Source organism: Azospirillum melinis, from assembly GCF_013340935.1.
GTDB classification, from domain to species: Bacteria; Pseudomonadota; Alphaproteobacteria; order Azospirillales; family Azospirillaceae; genus Azospirillum; species Azospirillum melinis.
Genome location: NZ_WHOS01000079.1, coordinates 1 through 21,851, shown reverse-complemented (window position 1 = coordinate 21,851; position 21,851 = coordinate 1). Strand labels below are relative to the sequence as shown.

The window sequence follows — 21,851 nt, the reverse complement described above, 5'->3', positions numbered from 1 at the left end:
CTGCATCAGATGGTGAAGTCGATGCGGTCCTCGGTCTCGCTCTCCACCCCGGCGCGCCGCGCGCGCATGCACAGATCCTCGATGGTGATGGTGTCGAGCTTGGCCATGCATTCGTCCTGGAGTTCGCCCCACAGCGGGCGCACCACCTGATGGCCCAGCACCGAACCCGCCGGCTCCTCGATGGGGTCGGTGGCGGTCTCCATCGCGCGGACAACCTTCACGATCTCGCCCAGCGTGATCCGCCGCCGCTCGCGCGCCAGCCGGTAACCGCCGCGAGGGCCCCGCACGCCGGCCAGCACGCCTTCGCGCACCAGCTGTTGCAGCACCTGTTCCAGGTAGCGCTTCGGGATGCCCTGGCGCCGGGTGATCTCGCCGGATTGCACCGGCTCGGTGCCCGCGTTGTAGGCGATGTCGAGGACCGCCTCGATGGCGAACATCAGCTTCTTGGAGATGCGGAGCATCACGAACGACTCCCGGTATTCTGACCGTGGGCGGCCGACGGTGGAACCACCATCCTCTCCCCCACTTCCGCCTGTTGGTTAAGAACCGTTTTACACCGCTGATGCGGTAATTCTCAACAGGATTTGTCGCAGACAGACTCGGGAAAATGCGCCGCCTCGTCCGGCGGGGTGCCGCCAGCCCACCCAATCAGCCCACCGGCGTCCAGACCACCTCCCCCAAATCCCGGACCAAAGTCTCTTCACGGAAGGCGAAGCGCTTGAGATGGTCGATCACCACCTCCTGCATGCGCTCCATCTGTCCGGCATCCTCGATTTCAATCGTCAGGGTCAGCCCAGCGTCGTCGGCCGCCATCCGGCAGCGGCGGTCGGCGGCGAAGGGGACGAGTCCCTGGGTCTCGTCATAGACGACCTCGAACTTGTGTGCCCAGTGCTTGCACAGCTGGGTCATGTAGCGGCGCCCGTTCGGGGTGGCGATGCGTGCGGTGGATGCAGCCATGATCCTTGTCTCCTGTCCGGTCAGATGCGTTCAACCTTGCGGGCGGCGTCATCGATGATGTCGGCGATGGCCTGGGTCTGCTCCGCCGTCAGGTCGCCGCGCGACAGGCGCAGCCGCAGGGCCAGCTTGAAATTCTCGATGGCGCGGTGGATCTGCGGCGAGGATTCGCGCTGCTGCCGGGCCCGCGCATGGGCGATGCGCTCGCGCACCGCGGCGACCGACGGTTCCGCCGCCTTCAACGCCTCCGAGCCTTCCGGCATGATCTCGTAGAGCTTCTTGTTGCCCTCGGTGGCGCCGACGCGGATGTGGCCCTGCTCTTCCAGCAGGGTCAGGGTCGGGTAGACGACGCCGGGGCTGGGGCTGTAGGCGCCGCCGACCATCACCTCGACCGTCTTGATCAGGTCGTAGCCGGAGCGCGGCTTCTCCGCGATCAGCCACAGCAGGACGAGGCGCAGGTCGCCATGGTCGAAGACCCGCCGCTCGCCGCGGCTGCCGCGGCCCTGACCGCCCAAACCATGACCGCCCCATCCATGACCGCCCCAGCCTTCCCAGCCGCCGCGATGCCCATGGCGCCCGTGACGGCCACGCCCTTCCGGAGCCTCGTCCTCGAAGTCGGGACGCGAGAAGCGGCGGCCATGTTTGTGAAACAGATGCCGAAGCATGAAACCCTCATCTGATGCAGTTTCGATATAACGAAAACTTAGATATATCGAAACACGCTCTCTGACAAGGGGGAAGCATTCGCCGCGATACGCTGCGGGCGTCCGCGGGCCACGACAAATCACGTTCGCCTGCAAATCACTGTCGCCCGCCCGGCCGAAGCGGCTATAACCGACGCCCTGGCTTTGCTTTCGCGCGTGTGTGCCCTGATGCCCCTTCGGATCGAGACCTTTTCCAACGTCACCGGCGGTTCCAGCTTCTTCAAGGCGGTGGGCCACCCGCTGGCGGCACCCAAGGCGGCGATCCTGATCGCGCGGCTGGCCTCCTTCGGCCCGGTGGCGGTCTACGACCCGCTGGGCCTGCTGTCGGGGCTGGCGGAGTTCTACGACCTGTCGTCGATCGACGTCTGCGGCATCTACGTCCAGGACGTCGAGAAGGTCGGACAGGAGGTGTTCGGCCATGCCGCCCGCCCGGTCACCGACCTGCCGTCCAGCGGCGCCCGCACCGTCTTCGTCGTCGCCTTCGATTCGCAGCGCTTGGAAGGCCACATCGCCCACCTGATCCCGAAGCAGGCCGGCGTCGTCTCGCTCGACGCCATGCGCGTGCCGGAGGACATGCTGAACGACCCCGGCCACTACCTGTCGAAGTTCAACTGGGCGACGAACTTCGCCTGGTTCCGCGACGGCGACGGCCACCACACCCGCGTGGTGTCGGCCAACTACTGGCCGCGTTACGGCGCCAAGGGCACCCGGCTGTGGGCCTGCCTGTTCGACGGCGAGGGCCGCCCCATCGCCGACTGGACGGAGCCGATGCCGCCGACCGACGGCACCGTGGTGATCGACAGCCGACAGGTGCGCGAGCGCTTCAACCTGTCTCCCTTCTGCGGGTCGCTGTTCCTCCACATCATCGGTGCCGCCGGGCATGACGTGGTGAAATACGCGCTCGACACCTATGGCGACGACGGCACGGTGCTGTCCTGCACCCACGATGCCAACGCCTGGCCGGCCGACCTCTATGCCGGCCTGCCCGCCCCGCGCGAGGGTGAGCGCGTATCGTTGTGGATCCAGAACAGCCACCCCACCCCGATCCCGGCCGGTGCCGTCGGCCTGAACCCGATGGGCTCGTCCGACATCCGCACGCTCGATCAAGCGGTCCCGGCCTTCGCCACCCTTGAACTGGACGTCGCCAGCCTGTTTCCCGAAGCGCGCTGGCCCCAGCAGTTCGAGGTGCAGGCCGGCAAGCATTTCGTCCGCCCGCGCTACGAGATCGCCGCCGCCGACGGCCGCCGCCGCATGGCCCACGCCAATGTCGAGCGCACCGACCTGAAGCCGGACCCCAAGCTGCCGCTGCTGACCGGCGGTGCGGTGGACAAGGGCATGGTGGGCAAAGGCCACATCCTGCCGGCGCCGCTGCTGCCGATGGGCCGCTGGCGCACCACCCTGCTGCCGACGCCGATGAGCACGGCGCAGACCGAACTGCCGGTGAAGGCGGTGGTCTACGACCGCAACGGCGCCGCCGTCGCCGAACACCGCTTCGGCAATCTGAAGCGCTCCGACAGCGTGGCGCTGGACGTCACCGGGCTGGTCGCCGACAAGACCGCCGACAAGACCGTTGCGGATGGCTGGGGCCATGTCGAACTGGTCTATGATTTCGAAGCCGGAACGATTGCAGACGGCTGGCTGCACGCCCTGGTCCGTTACGAGGACGTAACGACCGGCCATGTGGCGGAGACAAGCTTCGGCAGCCACATGTTCAACATGGCGATGGTCTACCGCGACGAGCCGCAGAGCTACCATGGCCGCCCGCCCGGCCTGTCGACCCGCCTGTTCCTGCGGCTGGGCACCGATCCGTGGGACACGCTCTGCCACCTCGTCTACCCTGCCTCGACCCAGTGGCATGCCACCTCCGACACCAGCTTGGTGCTGGTGCGGCGCGACGGGGTGGAAGTGGCGCGCAAGCGGCTGGCAATCCCCTGCGGCGGCTCGCATTTCTGGCGCTATCGCGAGATGTTTACGGAAGCGGAACGGCTGGCGGCCGGCGATCACGCCTATGTGTTGATCCGCGACACCACCTGCCGCCTGTTCGGCTACCATGGCTGCCTTGCGGCCGGTGACACCGCCTTCAGCCTCGACCATATGTTCGGCTTCTAGAACCGTTTTAATCACGACTCCGTTCGCGGGGAATTTGCGGGATCAGACCCATGGCCACCACGCACCACACCAAGGTCCTCATCATCGGCGCCGGCCCGGCCGGCTACACCGCCGCCATCTATGCCGCGCGCGCCAACCTGGAGCCGCTGATGGTCCAGGGCATGCAGCCGGGCGGCCAGCTGATGATCACCACCGATGTGGAGAATTTCCCCGGCTTCGCCGATCCGATCCAGGGCCCCTGGCTGATGGAGCAGATGCAGAAGCAGGCGGAGCATGTCGGCACCAGGATGGTGTTCGACCTGATCACCGACGTCGACTTCACCCAGCGCCCCTTCGTCTGCAAGGGTGACAGCGGCGACACCTACACCGCCGACAGCGTCATCATCGCCACCGGCGCCCAGGCGCGCTGGCTCGGTATCTCGACCGAAGAGATCTACCGCGGCTTCGGCGTGTCGGCCTGCGCGACCTGCGACGGCTTCTTCTTCCGCGGCAAGGAGGTGGCGGTCGTCGGCGGCGGCAACTCCGCGGTCGAGGAGGCGCTGTACCTGACCAACCACGCCAGCAAGGTCACGGTCATCCACCGCCGCGACAGCTTCCGCGCCGAACGCATCATGCAGGACCGCCTGTTCCGCCACCCGAAGATCGAGGTGGTGTGGGACAGCACGGTCGAGGAGATCGTCGGCGAGGGCGACGGCACCATGGGCAACCCGCGCGCCGTCACCGGCGTCCGCATCAAGAACGTCAAGTCGGGCGACGAGCGCGTCATCCCGGTGGCGGGCGTCTTCGTCGCCATCGGCCATGTGCCGGCGACCGGCATCTTCCAGGGCAAGGTGGAGATGGACGAGTCGGGCTACATCGTCACGGTGCCCGACTCGACCGCCACCAACATCCCCGGCGTCTTCGCCGCCGGCGACGTGAAGGACAAGGTCTACCGTCAGGCCGTCACCGCCGCCGGCATGGGCTGCATGGCCGCGCTGGAGGCCGAGCGCTGGCTCGCCCACCACGAGCCGGCCGCCGGTGCGCACGGCGACCAGAGCCCGGCCGGGACCTGGTGAGCTGAAGCGGTCCGCCCCCTCCCCCGTCCGGGAGAGGGGGCGGACCCTTATGCCCTTGACGGTCTTTGCACAAAGCTCCGACTGTGATTCCCTGATGCGTCCAATCGCGAGGGAGTCCTCTTGCCTACGCTGAAACGCGGCCTGACCCTGCTGGTCACGGTGGCCGTCACCCTGCTGGGCCTGCTGCTGGTCACCTTCCTGATCGGCCGCGTCGTGCCGATCGATCCGGTGCTGTCGGCGCTCGGCGACCGCGCGAATGCCGACAGCTACGCGCAGATGCGCACGCAGCTCGGCCTCGACCTGCCGCTGTGGCAGCAGTTCCTCCGCTATGTCGGCGACGTACTGCAGGGCGACCTCGGCACTTCGGTGCTGACCTCCCGCCCGGTGCTGGAGGATGTTCTGCGCGTCTTCCCGGCGACAATGGAACTGGCGACCGTCGCCGTCGTCATCGGCGCGGTGCTGGGGGTGCCGGCCGGCGTGTTCGCCGCCACCCACCGCGGCCGCTGGCCCGACCATGCCATCCGCCTGCTGGGCCTGATCGGCCATTCGGTTCCGATCTTCTGGCTGGGGCTGATGGCGCTGCTGCTGTTCTACGCCAAGCTGGACTGGGCGCCGGGGCCGGGCCGGGTCGACGTCTTTTATGAAGGCATGGTCGATGCGGTGACCGGCATTGTCACGGTCGACGCCCTGCTGGCCGGCGAGACCGACATCTTCTGGAACGCGCTGCAGCATCTGGTGCTGCCGTCGGCCATCCTTGGCCTCTACAGCGTCGCCTACATCGCACGGATGACGCGCGGCTTCATGCTGGACCAGCTGCGCCAGGAATACATCACCACCGCCCGGGTAAAGGGCCTCTCCGAGACCCGCGTGGTCTGGCGCCATGCGCTGGGCAACATCGCGGTGCCGCTGATCACCGTCATCGCCCTGTCCTATGCCGGGCTGCTGGAGGGATCGGTGCTGACCGAGACGGTGTTCGCCTGGCCCGGCCTCGGCCTCTACATCACCAATTCGCTGCTCAGCGCCGACATGAACGCGGTGCTGGGCGGGACGCTGGTTGTCGGAGCGGTCTTCATCGCGCTGAACATGCTGTCCGATTTGCTCTACCGCCTTCTGGATCCGCGAGCCCGATGACCGCGCGCACCGATACACCATCCGCCGGCTGGCGGGACTGGCTGACCACCGACACGCCGCAGTCGCGGGCGCAAGCCCGGCTGGGCCGCGCCTGGGCCGGCTGGACCGCCTTCCGCCGCAACCGGCTGGCCGTCGCCGGGCTGCTGATAGTGCTGGCCCTGGTCGTCGTCGCCGCACTGGCGCCGGTGCTGGCGCCCTATCACCCCTATGCGCAGGATCTGAACGGCCGGCTGCTGCCGCCCAGTGCCGCCCACTGGCTGGGGACCGACGCCTTCGGCCGCGACATCCTGTCCCGCCTGATCCACGGCGCACGGCTGACGTTGATGATCGTGGCGCTGGTGGCGGCGACGGCGCCGCTGGCCGGTCTGGTGATCGGCACGGCCGCCGGCTATTTCGGCGGCTGGGTCGACACCGTGCTGATGCGCATCACCGACATCGCTCTCGCCTTCCCCAAGCTGATCCTGGCGCTGGCCTTCGTCGCCGCACTCGGCCCCGGCATCGAGAACGCGGTGATCGCCATCGCCATCACCTCCTGGCCGCCCTATGCCCGCATCGCGCGGGCGGAGACGCTGACCGTCCGCCGCTCCGACTTCATCAGCGCGGCCCGGCTGCAAGGTGCGTCCAGCCTGCGCATCATCCTGGGCCACATCATGCCGTTGTGCATCGCCTCGCTGATCGTGCGGACGACGCTGGACATGGCCGGCGTCATCCTGACCGCCGCCGGTCTCGGCTTCCTCGGCCTCGGCGCCCAGCCGCCGCTGCCGGAATGGGGGGCGATGATCGCCAGCGGCCGGCAATATGTGCTGGAGCAATGGTGGGTCGCCGCCATGCCCGGCCTTGCCATCTTCATCGTCAGCCTGGGCTTCAACCTGCTGGGCGACGGTCTGCGCGACGTGCTGGACCCGAAGGGGGACTGACGATGACCGATCGGAAGATGGCGGACAACGCCCCCCTGTTGGAGGTCTCCAACCTGCGCGTCGCCTTCCCCACCCGCACCGGCATGGCCGAGGCGGTGCGCGGCGTCTCCTTCACGCTCGGCCGGGAGAAGCTGGGCATCGTCGGCGAGTCGGGCTCCGGCAAGTCGATGACCGGCCGCTCCATCCTGCGCCTTGTGCCGCAGCCGGGCCGGGTCACCGCCGACCGGCTGGCCTTCAACGGCGAGGATCTGCTGGCGGCGTCGCCCAGGCGCATGCGCGACATCCGCGGCCGGCGCATCGCCATGGTGATGCAGGACCCGAAATATTCGCTGAACCCGGTGATGACCGTCGGCCGTCAGATCGCCGAGGCCTACCGCGTCCACAGCAAGGCCGGCGCCGCCGAGGCGAAGCGCCGCGCGCTGGAGATGCTGGCCGCCGTGCGCATCCGCGATCCGGAGCGGGTCTATGACCGCTACCCGCACGAGGTGTCGGGCGGCATGGGCCAGCGCATCATGATCGCGATGATGCTGATCCCCGACCCTGACCTGCTGATCGCCGACGAGCCGACCTCGGCGCTCGACGTCACCGTGCAGATGCAGGTACTGGCGATCCTCGACGACCTCTGCTCCCAGCGCGGCATGGGCATGATCTTCGTCAGCCACGATCTGAACCTCGTCGCCTCCTTCTGCGACCGCATCCTGATCATGTATGCCGGCCGGGTGGTGGAGAGCTGCCGCGCGTCGGAGCTGCACGCGGCCCAGCACCCCTACACCCGCGGCCTGCTGGCCAGCCTGCCCAGGATCGACGAGCCGCCGGGCGACCTGCCGGTGCTGAGCCGCGATCCGATGTGGTTGGAGGCGTAAGGATGATGATCGACATCCAGAACCTGCGGGTCCGCTTCGGCCAGGGCGCCGACGCCGTCACCGCGGTGGACGGCGTCACCCTGTCGGTGCGGGAAGGGGAGAGCTTCGGCCTCGTCGGCGAATCGGGATCCGGCAAATCGACGGTCCTGCGCGCGGTCAGCGGCCTGAACGACGACTGGACCGGCCGCATCGCCGTGGCCGGGACGGAACAGGGACCGAAACGCCAGAAAGGCTTCTACAAGCTCTGCCAGATGGTGTTCCAGGACCCCTACGGCTCGCTGCACCCGCGCCACACGGTGGACCGCATCCTGGCGGAACCCATTGCCATCCACGGGCTGGGCGACGCCGACGCCCGCATCGACCGGGTGCTGCGCGATGTCGGGCTCGGCCCCGCCTTCCGCTTCCGCTATCCGCACCAGCTGTCGGGCGGGCAGCGCCAGCGCGTCGCCATCGCCCGCGCCCTGGTGCTGGAACCCCGCGTCCTGCTGCTGGACGAGCCGACCTCGGCGCTGGACGTGTCGGTGCAGGCGGAGATCCTGAACCTGCTGCGCCGGCTGCGGGCGGAGCATGGCCTGACCCTGGTGCTGGTCACCCACAACCTTGCCGTCGTCGCCAACCTGTGCGACCGGCTGGCGGTGATGAACCGCGGCCGTCTGGTCGAGGAGATGAGCGTGGACGAGCTGCGCCGCGGTGCCGCGCGCGAGCCCTACACGTTGCAGCTCCTGCGCGCCAGCCAGGGCTACGACCGCGCCACGGCGGAGAGCTTCCGGGATTATGCGTGAGGGGGCGCAGTAGCGGCGTTCATCCCAGCCGCACCACGAACAGCTTGTCCTCCGCCCCCTTGGCAGCCGACTTGTGATCGGCGATGGCGGCGTTGATGGCGTCGGGGGTCAGCCCATGGCACCCGGGCGGGATCACCACGGCAACCCCGCTGGCCGCCAGCAGCGGGAAGCGCCGCACGGCGCCATAGCGGTCCTTCGCCAGGAAGCCGCCGCTGACCCTGGTTTCGGCGTCGTACAGGCTTTCGGCATCGGAGCGGAACAGGGCCAGCAATTCCGCCAGCCGGGCAAGCACCTCGCCCTCCCCGCCGCCGCTGACGCCCAGGAAGAAGTCGTCGCCGCCGATATGGCCGGCGAAGGCGTCGGCATCGATGGCCGCCCCGGCGCTGCCGGCCCAGGCCTTCAGCCGCTCGCTGAACATCAGGATGGCGCGGTCGCCCTGGCGGAAGCCGAAATTGTCGTTGAAGGGCTTGAAGTTGTCGAAATCCAGATAGGCCAGCACATGGCCGCGGCCCGGGTCGGCCAGCGCCCCTTCGATGTGGCGCAGGATCGCCGCGTTGCCCGGCAGCCGGGTCAGCGGGTTCTGGTCGGTCGCCATCGCCAGGTTGCGTTCATGCACAAGCCGCAGCAAGGCACCGCTCGACAGCACGCCGGCATAGGCGCCGCCTTCCACGATCACGATGCCGTCGGCGGCCGACTCGGTGGAGAAGGCCTCGATCACCCGGTCCAGCGGGGTGGAGATGTCGCAGACCGGCGACCGGATGACCAGATCGTCCAGCCCGTTGCCCAGGCCGCGGTTGCGCAGCAGCTCGCCGCCGAAGCGCGAATAGACGAAGCGCTTCAGGTCGCGCTCGCGGATCAGGCCGAGCGGCCGCTCATGCTCGTCGATGATCGGCGCGATGGCGGCGCTGCCGTCGCGGCGGAAATAGTCCAGCAGCTCGGTCTTGCGCGAGTCGACCCGCAGCGGCGGCAGCCGTTCGATCACCTCCGACAGGCGGCGGTGCGACTCGCTGGGCTGGCGCCGGTCCTTGCGGTTCAGGTCCTCGACCACCGGATAGCGGTTCGGCAGGGCGGTCAGGTCCACGCGCGGCCGGGCGATCAGGAAGCCCTGGGCGAAGTCGCAGCCGAGATCCCGGCAGGTGTAGAACTCGGTGACGGTCTCGACCCCCTCCGCCACGATCTGGATGCCCAGCGCATGGGCATGGCCGGCCAGCGCCGCCACCAGCGCCCGCTTGCGCGCATCCGCATCGATGCCGGCGATGAAGAAGCGGTCGATCTTCACATAGTCCGGCCGCGCCTCATACAGCGTGCGCAGACCGGAATGGCCGACGCCGAAATCGTCGATGGCGATGCCGGCCCCGCTCTGGCGGAAACGGTCGACCGCCGCATCCACCGCGACGCCGCTGGGCACCGGGCGGCTTTCCGACAGCTCCAGCACGATGCCGCTGTTGCGCGAGGCGGCAGGGTCGCGGGCAAGCCAGGGCGAGTCGGGCCGGCCGATCAGCCGGGCGTCGAGGTTCAGGAACAGCTTCGCCTCGTTCCAGCCCGCCAGCGCGCGGTACGCGGCGACCGCCTTGGCGTGTAGCGCGGTTTCCACCGTCGCCAGCAGGCCGGCGGCCTCGGCGGCATCCAACAGCTCGCCCGCGTTGGCGAAACCGGTGCGCTCGAACCCTCGCAGCAGAGCCTCATAGCCGTGGCAGCGACCGGACCGCAGCTGCACGATGGGCTGGAAGGCGTAGCGCAGGGCGCCGACCGCAGAGGCCCAGTCGAAGGTCGCGGCATCACCGTCGGCGGAGCGGACGGCGTCCCAACTCGCGCCATAGGACTCGGCACGGTCGCTTTCCGGCCTCCCGGCTTTGGCTCCAGCTTTTGTGGTGGTCAGCACAGTCATCGCTCGGTCCGCCAGCGCCGGTCCCGCATGGGATCGGCATCCGCTTGTAACAGAGCTTGTTTGCGTTTTCATGACCGCAGCGTCACGTTGTTGTGCCTCCGGCAAACCGGCCTGCCCCAAATCGAATCCTCGTATCCCCGCACCCGCCTGCGCTATAGGAAGTCCCCCGTCTTTCACAGTTGCGGTTCGGGGGAGACGGTTCGGGTTGAGCGGGAGGCGAGCGGGATGAAGGTCGGCATCGACATGGGGGCGACGAACGCGGGCAGTGCCGCGACGCTCGACCTGGAGGAGCTGCTGGCGACCCGTCTGCTGGTCCAGGGCAATTCCGGTTCCGGCAAATCGCACCTGCTGCGCCGGCTGATCGAGCAGAGCGCCCCATGGGTGCAGCAGGCGGTGATCGATCCGGAGGGCGACTTCGTCACCCTGGCCGAACGCTTCGGCCATGTGGTGGTGGAGGCCGACGCGCACAGCGAGGCCGCCCTGCAATCCGTCGCCGCCCGCGTGCGCCAGCACCGCGTCTCCGTCGTCCTGAACCTGGAGGGGCTGGACGCGGAAATGCAGATGCGCCACGCCGCCGCCTTCCTGGGCGGGCTGTTCGATGCCGACCGCGATTTCTGGTATCCGATGCTGGTGGTGGTCGACGAGGCGCAGCTGTTCGCTCCCTCGGCGGCCGGCGAGGTGTCGGACGAGGCGCGCAAGGTCTCGCTCGGCGCCATGACCAACCTGATGTGCCGCGGACGCAAGCGCGGGCTGGCCGGGGTGATCGCCACCCAGCGTCTGGCGAAGCTGGCGAAGAACGTCGCGGCCGAGGCGTCGAACTTCCTGATGGGCCGCACCTTCCTCGACATCGACATGGCGCGCGCCGCCGATCTGCTGGGCATGGAGCGCCGGCAGGCGGAGATGTTCCGCGATCTGGAGCGCGGGCATTTCATCGCGCTCGGCCCCGCCTTGTCGCGCCGGCCGCTGCCGCTGCGCATCGGCGCGGTGGAGACCCAGGGCCGCACCGGCAGCCCGACGCTGATGCCGCCGCCCACCACCCCGGTCGAGGACGCCCGCGACCTGATCTTCACCATGACCGAGCCGGAACCGCCGCGCTATGTGCGCCGCCCCTCCACCTCGGCCAGCGCCGACCTGATGGCGCAGCTGGCGCGCGGCCGCGCCGCCGCCCCGCCGCCGTCCGCCGGCAGCAACTCCGAAGCCGAGGCCGAGCAGCCTGCCCTGCTGCCGCTGGAGCCCGCGGAAACGCCGGAGCAGGCCGCCGAGCGCGAAGCCCAGTATGGCGAGGTGCTGGCCGAGGTGCTGGCCGACCCGGAGGCGCCCTACCGCTCGCTCGCCGTTCTGTACCAGGATTTCCTGGTGCGCTGCCGGGGCCGCGGGGTGGATGGCGACCGGCTGGCCCTGCCCGCCTTCCGCCGCCGTCTGGCGACCGCCCGCGCCGGGGCCGGCAACGGCGACGATCCCGCCTGGCAGCGGGCGACGGAGGTCGCCGCGACGCTGGCGGAGGACATTCAGCCGGTTTTCCTGCTGCTGGCCCGCGCCGCCCTCGACCACGCCCCCTGCCCGTCCGACGCCGACGTGGCGCGCGCCTGCGGCAGCCGGTCGAAGGGTCGCGGGCGCCGCCTGCTGACCTACATGGAACAGCGCGGCTTCATCGCCAGCCGCAGCGGCCTGGGCAACACCCGCGCCATCGCCCTGCCGGCACTGGGCTGGGAAACCGCGCTGGGCGATCCCAACGCCGACGACGCTGCGGATGCGTCCGACGAGGGCGGGCTGTTCGCGGCGGGGTGAGCCCTCCTCAGCTTCCGGCGGTCGGCGCGCTCACCGGCTTGCCGGGCTGGCCCCAGCTGGCGACGAAGTCGTTCACGCCGGGAACCGCCATCATGTGCGAGTCCTTGACATAGACGAAGCGCTTCGGCCCGAAGCCGTATTCGGTCATCGTGATGCCGGCGGAGCGGCAGCGCTGATACTCGGCCGCGCCGATCGGGCGGTCTGAGGCCACCATGTCGGGATGGTCCAGCCCGACGCCGCCGCAGAAGGCACGGAAGCCGGAGGCGGTGCCGCGGGCGTCGAGATGCGGCTTGGTGTCGGGACCGCCGGTGTATTTGGCGGCTGCCTGATCGATGGTGCCGCGCAGGGCCGGGCTGCCGACGATCCAGATGCCGCGGGCCTCCGGCGGCGGCTTGGGCACGGCCGGCGGCGGCAGGGCGGCGGTCTGTTGCGGCAGCGGCGTGAGGCCCGGCATCTGGCAGCCGGCCAGCGAAGCCGCAGCGGCAAGTGCGAGGGCCAGATGTTTGAAAGCCACTCTGCCGGCCGGAGCGGGAAAACGGGTCATCGGGCGTCTCTCTCCTCAAGGATCGTCGTGCCGCCGGGCGGCAAGGCCCGGAGGGCTCTGACAATGAGAACGCCCCCGGCCCGCTTCAACGGCACGCCCGCCATATGCCGATCGCCGTGTCCCGATGCGCCGCTCGCCATCCATGAACAATCGCGATAGGATGGCAGGAAACGATCACCATGCGGAATGTATTGCCGATGTCCCTGCCCGATCTGGAGATCGACGCGCTGCGGGCCTTCGTCACCGTGGCGGAGGCCGGGGGCTTCACCGCGGCGGCGGAGCGGCTGGGCCGCACCCAGTCGGCGATCAGCGTCAAGATCAAGAAGCTGGAGGACACGCTCGGCCGCCGGGTGTTCGAGCGCACCAGCCGGTCACTGGCGCTGACCCATGACGGCGAGTTGCTGATGGGCTATGCCCGCCGCCTGCTGGACCTGAACGACGAGACGGTGCGCCGCTTCGCCGAACCGGCGGCGGAGGGCGAGCTTCGGCTGGGCGTGGCCGAATATTTCCTGTCCGACCACCTGCCCCATGTCTTGCGCCGCTTCGCCAAGCTGCATCCGCGGCTGCACATCGACGTGCGGGTGGGCATGTGCAGCGATATGGTCTCGGCCCTGGATGGCGGCGAGCTGGACCTCGTCATCTCCCGCCGCGATGCCGGCGATACCCGCGGCCGGGCCATCTGGACCGAGCCGATGCGCTGGATCGCCGCCCCCGGGCTGGAGATCCCGGCCGACGGCCCGCTGCCCTTCTGCGCCCTGCCGGCGCCCTGCGTCTTCCGCAACCGCGGACTGGCGGCGCTGGGCGAAACCGGACGGTCCTGGCGGGTGGTCTATACCAGCGCCAGCGTCATGGGGGTGCAGGCCGCCGTCCGCGCCGGGCTGGGGGTGGCGGTGCTCAGCGAATCCTCGGTGCCCGACGGCGTGCGCCGGCTTGGGGTGGAGGACGGACTGCCCGAACTGGGCGATGTCGAGATGGCGATCTTCGGCGAGACGCCGCGCAACCGCCGCCTCGCCGAACCGCTGGTCGGTTTCATCGTCGAGAGTCTGGCGGCGATGCGCCCGGCCCGCCCGCCCCTCGCCCTGGCGGGGTGAGGCGACAGACCGGGCGCAACGGACGGATCAGAAGCCTTCCAGAACCACCTTGCCGCGGGCCTTGCCGGATTCGATCAGGGCATGGGCCTTGCGCAGGGTGGCGGCATCGATGCGGCCCAGCGTCTCGGTCAGGGTGGTGCGCAGCGTACCGGCATCGACCAGCCGCGACACTTCGGTCAGCAGCTCGTGCTGGGCGATCATGTCGTCGGTCTGGAACAGCGGCCGGGTGAACATCAGCTCCCAGTGCAGCGAGACGCTCTTGCGCTTCAGCAGGCGGACGTCGATGGGCTCCGGATCGTCGATCAGGCCGATATGGCCCTGCGGCGCCACCAGCTCGACCAGATCCTGGAAATGGCGGTCGGTCGCGTTGGTGGAGAAGACGTAATCGACACCGGCCAGCCCCAGCGCCTTCACCTGTTCCGCCATCGGCCGGCTGTGGTCGATCACGTCATGGGCGCCCAGGTCGCGCACCCAGTCGGCGGTCTCGGGACGCGACGCGGTGGCCAGCACCCGGACCTTGCTCAGCCGGCGGGCCAGCTGGATGGCGATGGAACCGACGCCGCCGGCCCCGCCGACGATCAGCAGCGACTTGCCCTCGCCGGCATTTTTCCCGTCGCCATCCCGCGGCAGGCCCAGCCGGTGGAACAGCATCTCCCAGGCGGTGATGGCGGTCAGCGGCAGGGCAGCGGCCTCGGCGACGCTCAGGCTGGCCGGACGGGCGCCGACGATGCGCTCGTCGACCAGATGATATTCGCTGTTGGTGCCGGGCCGGTCGATGGAGCCGGCATAGAACACCGCGTCGCCGGGACGGAACAGGGTCACGTCCGACCCGACCGCCTCGACGATGCCGGCGGCATCGAAGCCCAGGATGCGCAGGTCGCCCTCGGTCGGCAAAGCGTTGCGGCGGACCTTGGTGTCCACCGGGTTGACCGACACCGCCTCCACCCGGACCAGCAGGTCGCGGCCTGTGGGGGCCGGGCGCTCGATCTCGACGTCGATCAGCGCGCCGGCATCGGCGATGGGCAGGGACTTGCGGAAACCAACGGCTTTCATGATGGCCTCGTCTTCTAAATGGGAATGAAGTCGAGACACAGGATGGCGGCGCCGTCCCGATATGTGAAATTCATAGTTCTTGTTTTATCCATCGGATTCCAGGATGGATGGAACCCCGGCCAAATGGCTTCGGGACTCACGACGCCAAAGAGGTATGGAATAGCCGGGCAGGCTGCGGTGTTCGTACAGATGACCGGCCTCACCGCCGAAGCCGGTCCGTCGTCAGACAGGAAGCACGGCCATGCCAACCAAACCTCTCCGGATCCTGACCGCCCTGCTCCTGGCTGCGGGGGGTGCCGCCCTGACCGGCTGCGTCGCCTACGATCCCTATTATCCAGCCTACAGCGAGCCGGTGGTGGTCCCGCCGCCGACCGTCTATGCCGTGCCGCCGCCGGTGGTGGTCGGGCCGGGCTATTACCGCCGCCCCTGGCACGACCATTGGCACGGCGACCGTGGCTGGGGCCCGGGACGCGGATGGGGTCCCGGCAGGGGGCCGCGCGGCTGGCGTTGATCGTAGGGAATTGACGGTTCTCAGACCGCGTTGGCCGGCACGCCATCGGCGCAGTTGCGCAGCACCAGCACGGTGTGGTCGTCGTCGCTCACCGCACCGTCGCGCAGCAGAACCAGCGCCGCCAGCGTCGGCTCGACCCCGTGCAGGTCGCGGTGGATGAACAGGGCGGGCAGCCGGGCGCACCCGCCGGTGTAGAGCACGACATGCTCCCCGGGTGCCCAGCGCAGATGGACCGAGGCGGGGGCCAGCGGGTTGAAGCCGATCATCGCCCAGCGGGCGCCGAGCGCCGTGATCTCCTGCCGGCGCACCACCGCCCCGGCCAGGGTGCCGAGCGCCGTGTAGTCCACCGCACCGGCGTCGAAGCGCAGGACCGCGACGGCCGACCGCCCGATCCGCGTCAGGGTCCGGTCGTGGGACAGCCCCAGTTCGGGCCGCCCCTTCAGGTCGCGCCGGATGGCGTTGACCACGACGGGAGCCGGCAGCCCCGGCACCGTGGCGGCGACCACCGCCTCCATCTGCCGCACCACGGCGGGCGTCATCATTGTGGGGGATTGCGCGGTGGGGGTCTGCGTGGGGCCGTCCTGCCCCTTGCCGTCCTCCGCACCGGAACCGGCGTCGGTCCTGACGGGGGGCTCGGCGGGGCCGGCATCGGCGGCCGTGTCGCCGTCGACCATCAGGGCGATGCCGCAGGGACCGTCCCCACCACGGGCGGGGGCACAGCTGACGAACCAATGGTCGATGAAGGGACCGCCGCGCGCGGCTTCGCCGCCGCTCCGCTCGACCGTCACCGCTCCGGCCTGGGCCAGGGCGTCGGCCGGCGGGGCATCGCCCGCACCCGGCCGCAGGACACGGGCCAGCAGAGCGAGCCCTATCCCCGGCGTGGCATGAACATGGAAGCGGTCGGCCTCGCCGCGAACGGATTCCAACACTGCGTCAAGCGTGGGGAGAACACCGTCCGGCAGTGACGGCGGCAATGCAGCGGTGGCGGGATCGCGGTCGTAGGCCAGGCATTCGACACCGGCCCCGTTGCGCATCCGGGCAATCAGAATGGTCCCGTCCGGCCGGCCAAGAGCATGGTCGGCCACCATGGTCACCAGCCGGTCCAGCCGGGCCGCCTCGTCCACCGGCAGCACCCCGTCGGCCCGTTCCGCCGCGATCCGACGCGCCGTGGCGATGTCGTCGGGCGACGCCACGGCAATGCGACGGTGACCATAATCGGGGAACATAGAACCGCTCCTGTCAGCGCTCTGGTTGCTCTTCCCCGGAACATTACAATCCTCCTCCGGTCAATCCCACGGAAAGCACTGGCCGGCCGTCAATTTTCGACCGGCCGTGTCCGACGGAGCCGCAGTCCGGCAAGGACGGTGACCCGCAAAGACGGCCCCCAGGAATGGCCTTCAGGGATGGCCTTCAGCGAGGGCCCCCGGGGATGGCGGCATCAGGATGCCGCCACCTCCATCAGTGCGGCCGGGGCCGGCTGGCGGATCGACATGGGATGCGGCAGGTCGCGTGCGCGCAGCATCTCCGCCGACTCCCACAGGCGGCCCAGGCCGACGATGGAGCGGCAGCCGGTCTTTTCCATGATGCGGGCGCGGTGGACCTCCACCGTCTTGATGCTGATGCCCAGCTCCCAGGCAATGGTCTTGCTCTGCTTGCCGTCGACGATCAGCTCCAGAACCTCCGACTCGCGGCGGCTCAGCAGGGCGAGACGGCGGACGGCGTCGCGGCTGCGGTCGCGCTGCTGGGCATGCGGGCTGCCGGACGCCAGGCAGGCGCGCAGCCGCTCCAGGAAGGCCGGGATGGCGAAGGGGCGGGCGATGCAGTCGAGCGCGCCGGCCTTCATCGCGGCGACGGCGGCGTCGACGTCGCCCTGCTCGGTCATCACCAGGACCGGCAGGTCGTGGCCGTGCAGCGAGGCCTCGGCCATGAACTCCATGGCGGTCATGTCCGGCAGGTCGCTGCGCAGGACGATGCAGGAGGACCCGGTGCCCAGCACGGCCAGCGCATCGGCGGCGGTGCTGTGGACGCGGCAGGCGATGCCGACCGCGCCCAGCGCCCGCGAAAGCGTGCTGCGCGACATCAGGTCGCCATCGACGATGTGAACGAGGCAAGTGGTTTGCGGATAAGCGGGCGCGGAAATTTGCAGGGGCATCTTGGGACCTCCTCCACATCGGGCCGGCGAACAGCGCCGGCTCTCCATGACGGCCGATCCATGTCCGAACCACCGCCATGACCGACATTTTAGCGGTCATCCCTTATTGACCGCCGCAATCGCGAGGGATAGCGGACATGTCTAAAAGGATACCAGGGATACTACACCGGCGAAAACCCCAACAAGAACGCCGATCAATGCGCTATCCCACGGGACACCCCAAAACCAAACGGCGAACACCGCAAGTATTTTCGCAAACTCCGCACCCGGACAACCTATTCGCCGACAGGCAACGCTGGCCAAACTTTATCACAAGACAAGCAAAGCCATCCTGTTCGTTTGTTATAATCGCCGGGTTCAAAAATTATCTTCGCAGAGATTTAACGTTCCGCGCAGCCTTTCCGGCTGCAACCCCATGGCCGCTCAGGCCCGGCGGCGGGTCGCCAGGAGAATGCCGGCGGCGATCAGGGCAATGCCGATCCCATGGTAAAGGTGCGGCTGCTCGCCCAGGAACAGGATGGCCAGCAGGCTGCCGAAGACCGGCACCAGATGGATGGCGAGGCCGGCGGTGTTGGGACCGAGAAGCTCCACCGCCCGGTTGAAGCAGAGATAGGCGGCGATGGACGGGAACAGCACGGTGTAGCCGACCGCCAGCAGCGTGATGCCGCTGGCCTGGACCGGATGGCCGCCCAGGCTCTCCCAGACATAGAAAGGCAGCAGTTCCACCGCACCGATGGCGAAGGTGACGACGACGAAGCTCAGCCCGTGGATCGCCGGCCGGCGGCGCAGCAGCGTGGTGTAGGCGGCATAGATCACCACCGCCGCCAGCATCCAGACATCGCCGGCATTCAGCTCCAGCCCCAGCAGGGTTCCCGGATCGCCGTGCGAGATCAGGGTCATCGCGCCCACCAGCGAGACGGCGATTCCCACCCCCTGCATCGCCCCGATCCGGTCGCGGAACAGGACGAGGCTCATCAGCACGATCATCACCGGCATCGACGACTGCAACATCACGCAGTTCAGCGCGGTCGTCGTGTTCAAAGCGATGTATTGGAACGTGTTGTAGATGCCGATGCCGAGCGTGCCCAGCAGCAGCACGCTCTTCCACCGCACCAGGATCGGCGTGATGTCGTGGCGCAGATGCGGCCAGGCGAAGGGCAGCACCACCAGCATGCCCAGGAACCAGCGCCAGAAGGCCAGCCCGATGGGCGGCACCGACCCGGCGACCGCACGCCCCAGGACCGCGTTGCCCGCCCAGAACAGGGGCGGCAGCATCATCAGCAGCCAGGCCTGATCGGCGAGACGGGATCCCTTCACGGAGGCGGTGCGGTCGGCGGGCATGGCGCTGTTCCGTCGGTTCAGCTGCGGCGGCGGGGCGAGGCGAAGACGCTCGCCGCGGTCACGGCGGCGCTGCGGTCGCCGCCGTCCTCGGCGCGGAAGACACTCGGGCGGGCTTCGCGGCGGGGATGGCGCGGCGCGTCCTCGCGGCCTTCGCCTCCCCGACCCTCGCCACGGCCTTCACGACCTTCGCGGGCGGGCTTGGCAGGCTGGCGCATCTCGGCGTCGAGTTCGGCGATGCGCTTGACCAACGCTTCACGGATGGCGGGGGCCGCGTGGGCTTTCAGCGTCGCCAGCTGCTCCTTGAGCTGAACCAGCTGGCGCTGCTTCTGCTCGCGGGTGCGCTTGATGGCGACGTTGTCGGAATGCTGGCCCTCGAAGGAGCGCATGGAACAGGCCCTCGTTTAAAAATACGGAAGTCAGGAGGCCGGCGCCCCACGCTGGGGTGCCCGGCAAGAGAGGGGCGGATTATTGGGAGGCGACCGCGGCAAAGCAAGGCGGACTTCGCCTTGACATTTGAGGGTTGGGCCATTTCAGGAACGGGGCGGCACTCCCTCCCCGCCATCCGGGCAAAGGAAAAGGGCGCCCCCTTGCGGAGGCGCCCCTTTCCGAACCGAAGGACGGTCGGACGTCAGGCTATTAGAAGCCCATGTCGTCCATGCCGCCCATGCCGCCCGGCATGCCGCCCGGAGCAGCCTTCTTCTCCGGCTTCTCGGCGATCATCGCCTCGGTGGTGATCAGCAGGCCGGCGATCGAGGCCGCATCCTGCAGGGCGGTGCGAACCACCTTCACCGGGTCGATGATGCCGGCGGCGACCAGATCGGTGAACTCACCCTTCTGGGCGTCGTAGCCGAAGTTGGTGTCGGTCTGGTCGAGCAGCTTGCCAACCACGATCGAGCCGTCGGTGCCGGCGTTGTAGGCGATCTGACGGACCGGAGCCTGCAGGGCGCGGCGGATGATGTCGATGCCGACGCGCTGCTCGTCGTTGGCCGGGGTCAGGGCGTCCAGGGCCTTGGAGGCGTACAGCAGGGCGGTGCCGCCGCCGGCGACCACACCCTCTTCCACCGCGGCGCGGGTGGCGTGCATCGCGTCGTCAACGCGATCCTTGCGCTCCTTCACCTCGACCTCGGTCGCACCGCCGACGCGGATGACGGCGACGCCACCGGCCAGCTTGGCCAGACGCTCCTGCAGCTTCTCGCGGTCGTAGTCCGAGGTGGTCTCCTCGGCCTGGGCGCGGATCTGGCCGCAACGGGCTTCGATGTCGGCCTTGTCGCCGGCGCCGTCGACGATGGTGGTGGTCTCCTTGGAGATCACGACCTTCTTGGCGGTGCCCAGCATGTCGAGCGTGACGTTCTCGAGCTTGATGCCGAGGTCTTCGGAGATGACCTGGCCGCCGGTCAGGATGGCCATGTCCTCCAGCATCGCCTTGCGGCGGTCGCCGAAGCCCGGAGCCTTGACGGCGGCGATCTTCAGGCCGCCGCGCAGCTTGTTCACGACGAGCGTGGCCAGCGCCTCACCCTCGATGTCCTCGGCGATGATCAGCAGCGGACGCGAGGACTGGACGACGGCTTCCAGAACCGGCAGCAGCGGCTGCAGGCCCGACAGCTTCTTCTCGTGCAGCAGGATGAAGGGGTTCTCGAGGTCCGCGACCATCTTGTCGGCGTTGGTCACGAAGTACGGCGACAGGTAGCCGCGGTCGAACTGCATGCCCTCGACGACGTCCAGCTCGGTGTCCAGGCTCTTGGCCTCTTCCACCGTAATGACGCCTTCGTTGCCGACACGCTCCATCGCCTGGGCGATCATCTTGCCGATCTCGGCTTCGCCGTTGGCGGAGATGGTGCCGACCTGGGCGATCTCGTCGTTGGTCGTGACCTTCTTGGCACGGGCCTGGATGTCGGCGACGACGGTCGAGACGGCCAGATCGATGCCGCGCTTCAGGTCCATCGGGTTGAGGCCGGCGGCGACCTTGGTCACGCCTTCGCGGACGATGGCCTGGGCCAGGACGGTGGCGGTGGTGGTGCCGTCACCGGCCAGATCGTTGGTCTTCGAGGCGACCTCGCGGACCATCTGGGCGCCCATGTTCTCGAACTTGTCGGCCAGCTCGATTTCCTTGGCGACCGACACGCCGTCCTTGGTGATGCGCGGAGCGCCGAAGGACTTCTCGATCACGACGTTGCGGCCCTTCGGGCCCAGCGTGACCTTCACGGCGTCGGCGAGGATGTCAACGCCACGCAGCAGCTTTTCGCGCGCGGAGGGGCCGAACTTGACGTCTTTGGCAGCCATGTCTCGATTCCTTTAACGTGTAAATTTCGAAGGGTACGGGCGGAGGACTTAGGCCTCGATGACGCCCATGATGTCGGATTCCTTCATGATCAGGTAATCGACACCTTCGATCTTCACTTCAGTGCCCGACCACTTGCCGAACAGGATGCGGTCGCCGGCCTTGACGTCCAGCGCCACGACCTTGCCCGACTCGTCACGGGCGCCCGGGCCGACGGCGATGATCTCGCCTTCCTGCGGCTTTTCCTTGGCCGTGTCGGGGATGATGATCCCACCCTTGGTCTTGGTGTCGGACTCCAGACGCTTGACGACGACGCGGTCGTGCAGCGGGCGGAACTTCATGGAATGCCTCCTTGGATCAAGGCTTGGTTCTGACTGACGGAAATTGGCGCGGGCGGCGGCTGTTAGCACTCCAGCCCGGCGAGTGCCAGACAGCTAATCGAAGCCGATTGTGGATTCAAGAGGCTCGTTTCGGAATTTGCCGCAAATGCTTGCAACACTCATCCGGTTCCGCCTATAGTGCATTGAGCTGGCTCTTATACCCATCTGACGCTGCCGACGAATAGAGAGGGGTGTCCGTCGTCATGATCCCGATCGTTGAGGAAAACTATAGAGCAATAACTGAGGGCAAGGTGACGCACCTGTCGAGACACGTATGCGTGGTGGCGATTGGTGAGAGCGACGTAGGTGT

Annotated in this window: 21 protein-coding genes; 9 read left to right on the top strand and 12 right to left on the bottom strand. The window is 68.6% G+C overall.

Translation table 11 applies throughout. The features are described 5' to 3' along the window. Nucleotides 1–5: 5 nt before the first annotated feature. The 3 genes from GBZ48_RS32430 to GBZ48_RS32420 all read right to left on the bottom strand — a co-directional run bounded on the left by GBZ48_RS32430 (nucleotide 6) and on the right by GBZ48_RS32420 (nucleotide 1,619). Nucleotides 6–461 (bottom strand): RrF2 family transcriptional regulator, encoded by a 456-nt coding sequence (locus tag GBZ48_RS32430; protein ID WP_012972993.1) that lies wholly within the window; start codon nucleotides 459–461, stop codon nucleotides 6–8. 187 nt (nucleotides 462–648) lie between these two features. Then, nucleotides 649–957: a DUF2218 domain-containing protein gene (locus tag GBZ48_RS32425; protein ID WP_174474787.1), complete on the bottom strand. Its 309-nt coding sequence runs from the start codon at nucleotides 955–957 to the stop codon at nucleotides 649–651. Nucleotides 958–977: 20 nt separating this feature from the next. Further along, the gene (locus tag GBZ48_RS32420) at nucleotides 978–1,619 is read right to left on the bottom strand and encodes a PadR family transcriptional regulator (protein ID WP_174474786.1); all 642 of its coding nucleotides are present in this window, start codon (nucleotides 1,617–1,619) and stop codon (nucleotides 978–980) included. Nucleotides 1,620–1,826: 207 nt separating this feature from the next. Here GBZ48_RS32420 and GBZ48_RS32415 point away from each other — a divergent pair, with 207 nt between their 5' ends. From GBZ48_RS32415 to GBZ48_RS32390, 6 genes are all read left to right on the top strand, one after another. Then, nucleotides 1,827–3,767, top strand: coding sequence for a hypothetical protein (locus GBZ48_RS32415; protein WP_174474785.1), 1,941 nt, complete (start codon nucleotides 1,827–1,829; stop codon nucleotides 3,765–3,767). Between the two features lie 50 nt (nucleotides 3,768–3,817). After that, the gene (gene trxB / locus GBZ48_RS32410) at nucleotides 3,818–4,822 is read left to right on the top strand and encodes a thioredoxin-disulfide reductase (protein WP_174474784.1); all 1,005 of its coding nucleotides are present in this window, start codon (nucleotides 3,818–3,820) and stop codon (nucleotides 4,820–4,822) included. Between the two features lie 120 nt (nucleotides 4,823–4,942). Then, entirely contained in the window at nucleotides 4,943–5,953 is a 1,011-nt protein-coding gene (locus tag GBZ48_RS32405; protein ID WP_174474783.1) for an ABC transporter permease, read from the top strand. Beyond that, complete coding sequence (nikC, locus tag GBZ48_RS32400; RefSeq protein WP_174474782.1) at nucleotides 5,950–6,870, top strand: nickel transporter permease; 921 nt, start codon at nucleotides 5,950–5,952, stop codon at nucleotides 6,868–6,870. Before GBZ48_RS32405 ends, nikC begins: the two co-directional genes overlap by 4 nt. 2 nt (nucleotides 6,871–6,872) lie before the next feature. Beyond that, nucleotides 6,873–7,733, top strand: coding sequence for an ABC transporter ATP-binding protein (locus GBZ48_RS32395; protein WP_246307610.1), 861 nt, complete (start codon nucleotides 6,873–6,875; stop codon nucleotides 7,731–7,733). Between the two features lie 2 nt (nucleotides 7,734–7,735). Further along, nucleotides 7,736–8,515, top strand: coding sequence for an ABC transporter ATP-binding protein (locus tag GBZ48_RS32390; RefSeq protein WP_174474781.1), 780 nt, complete (start codon nucleotides 7,736–7,738; stop codon nucleotides 8,513–8,515). A gap of 19 nt (nucleotides 8,516–8,534) precedes the next feature. Here GBZ48_RS32390 and GBZ48_RS32385 read toward each other — a convergent pair whose 3' ends face one another. After that, nucleotides 8,535–10,403 (bottom strand): GGDEF domain-containing protein, encoded by a 1,869-nt coding sequence (locus tag GBZ48_RS32385; RefSeq protein WP_174474780.1) that lies wholly within the window; start codon nucleotides 10,401–10,403, stop codon nucleotides 8,535–8,537. A gap of 225 nt (nucleotides 10,404–10,628) precedes the next feature. On the opposite strand from GBZ48_RS32385, the gene GBZ48_RS32380 reads away from it, so the two are divergent. Then, on the top strand, nucleotides 10,629–12,191 hold the full coding sequence (locus tag GBZ48_RS32380; protein ID WP_174474779.1) for a helicase HerA domain-containing protein: 1,563 nt from the start codon (nucleotides 10,629–10,631) through the stop codon (nucleotides 12,189–12,191). A 7-nt stretch (nucleotides 12,192–12,198) separates the two neighbouring features. Here the strand turns inward: GBZ48_RS32380 and GBZ48_RS32375 are convergent, their stop codons facing one another. After that, nucleotides 12,199–12,735 carry a type 2 periplasmic-binding domain-containing protein gene (locus GBZ48_RS32375; protein WP_174474778.1) on the bottom strand — a complete coding sequence of 179 codons (537 nt, stop codon included), beginning with the start codon at nucleotides 12,733–12,735 and terminating at the stop codon, nucleotides 12,199–12,201. A 179-nt stretch (nucleotides 12,736–12,914) separates the two neighbouring features. Here GBZ48_RS32375 and GBZ48_RS32370 point away from each other — a divergent pair, with 179 nt between their 5' ends. Then, nucleotides 12,915–13,826, top strand: coding sequence for a LysR substrate-binding domain-containing protein (locus GBZ48_RS32370; protein WP_246307609.1), 912 nt, complete (start codon nucleotides 12,915–12,917; stop codon nucleotides 13,824–13,826). Nucleotides 13,827–13,853: 27 nt separating this feature from the next. On the opposite strand, the gene GBZ48_RS32365 is transcribed toward GBZ48_RS32370, so the two are convergent. Beyond that, the gene (locus GBZ48_RS32365; protein ID WP_174474777.1) at nucleotides 13,854–14,879 is read right to left on the bottom strand and encodes a zinc-binding alcohol dehydrogenase family protein; all 1,026 of its coding nucleotides are present in this window, start codon (nucleotides 14,877–14,879) and stop codon (nucleotides 13,854–13,856) included. Nucleotides 14,880–15,120: 241 nt separating this feature from the next. On the opposite strand from GBZ48_RS32365, the gene GBZ48_RS32360 reads away from it, so the two are divergent. Continuing rightward, nucleotides 15,121–15,390 carry a hypothetical protein gene (locus GBZ48_RS32360; RefSeq protein WP_174474776.1) on the top strand — a complete coding sequence of 90 codons (270 nt, stop codon included), beginning with the start codon at nucleotides 15,121–15,123 and terminating at the stop codon, nucleotides 15,388–15,390. Nucleotides 15,391–15,410: 20 nt separating this feature from the next. Here the strand turns inward: GBZ48_RS32360 and GBZ48_RS32355 are convergent, their stop codons facing one another. From GBZ48_RS32355 to groES, 6 genes are all read right to left on the bottom strand, one after another. Next, entirely contained in the window at nucleotides 15,411–16,616 is a 1,206-nt protein-coding gene (locus GBZ48_RS32355; RefSeq protein WP_174474775.1) for a hypothetical protein, read from the bottom strand. Nucleotides 16,617–16,828: 212 nt separating this feature from the next. Further along, nucleotides 16,829–17,542, bottom strand: coding sequence for a response regulator transcription factor (locus GBZ48_RS32350; protein WP_174474774.1), 714 nt, complete (start codon nucleotides 17,540–17,542; stop codon nucleotides 16,829–16,831). A gap of 423 nt (nucleotides 17,543–17,965) precedes the next feature. After that, nucleotides 17,966–18,883 carry a DMT family transporter gene (locus GBZ48_RS32345; protein WP_174474773.1) on the bottom strand — a complete coding sequence of 306 codons (918 nt, stop codon included), beginning with the start codon at nucleotides 18,881–18,883 and terminating at the stop codon, nucleotides 17,966–17,968. A gap of 17 nt (nucleotides 18,884–18,900) precedes the next feature. After that, a complete protein-coding gene (locus GBZ48_RS32340; RefSeq protein ID WP_174474772.1) occupies nucleotides 18,901–19,269 on the bottom strand; it encodes a hypothetical protein in 369 nt (122 codons plus the stop codon). 250 nt (nucleotides 19,270–19,519) lie between these two features. Then, the gene (gene groL / locus GBZ48_RS32335; RefSeq protein ID WP_174474771.1) at nucleotides 19,520–21,163 is read right to left on the bottom strand and encodes a chaperonin GroEL; all 1,644 of its coding nucleotides are present in this window, start codon (nucleotides 21,161–21,163) and stop codon (nucleotides 19,520–19,522) included. A gap of 48 nt (nucleotides 21,164–21,211) precedes the next feature. Next, nucleotides 21,212–21,502, bottom strand: a complete 291-nt coding sequence (gene groES / locus GBZ48_RS32330; RefSeq protein ID WP_042702035.1) for a co-chaperone GroES — start codon at nucleotides 21,500–21,502, stop codon at nucleotides 21,212–21,214. Between the last annotated feature and the right edge of the window lie 349 nt (nucleotides 21,503–21,851).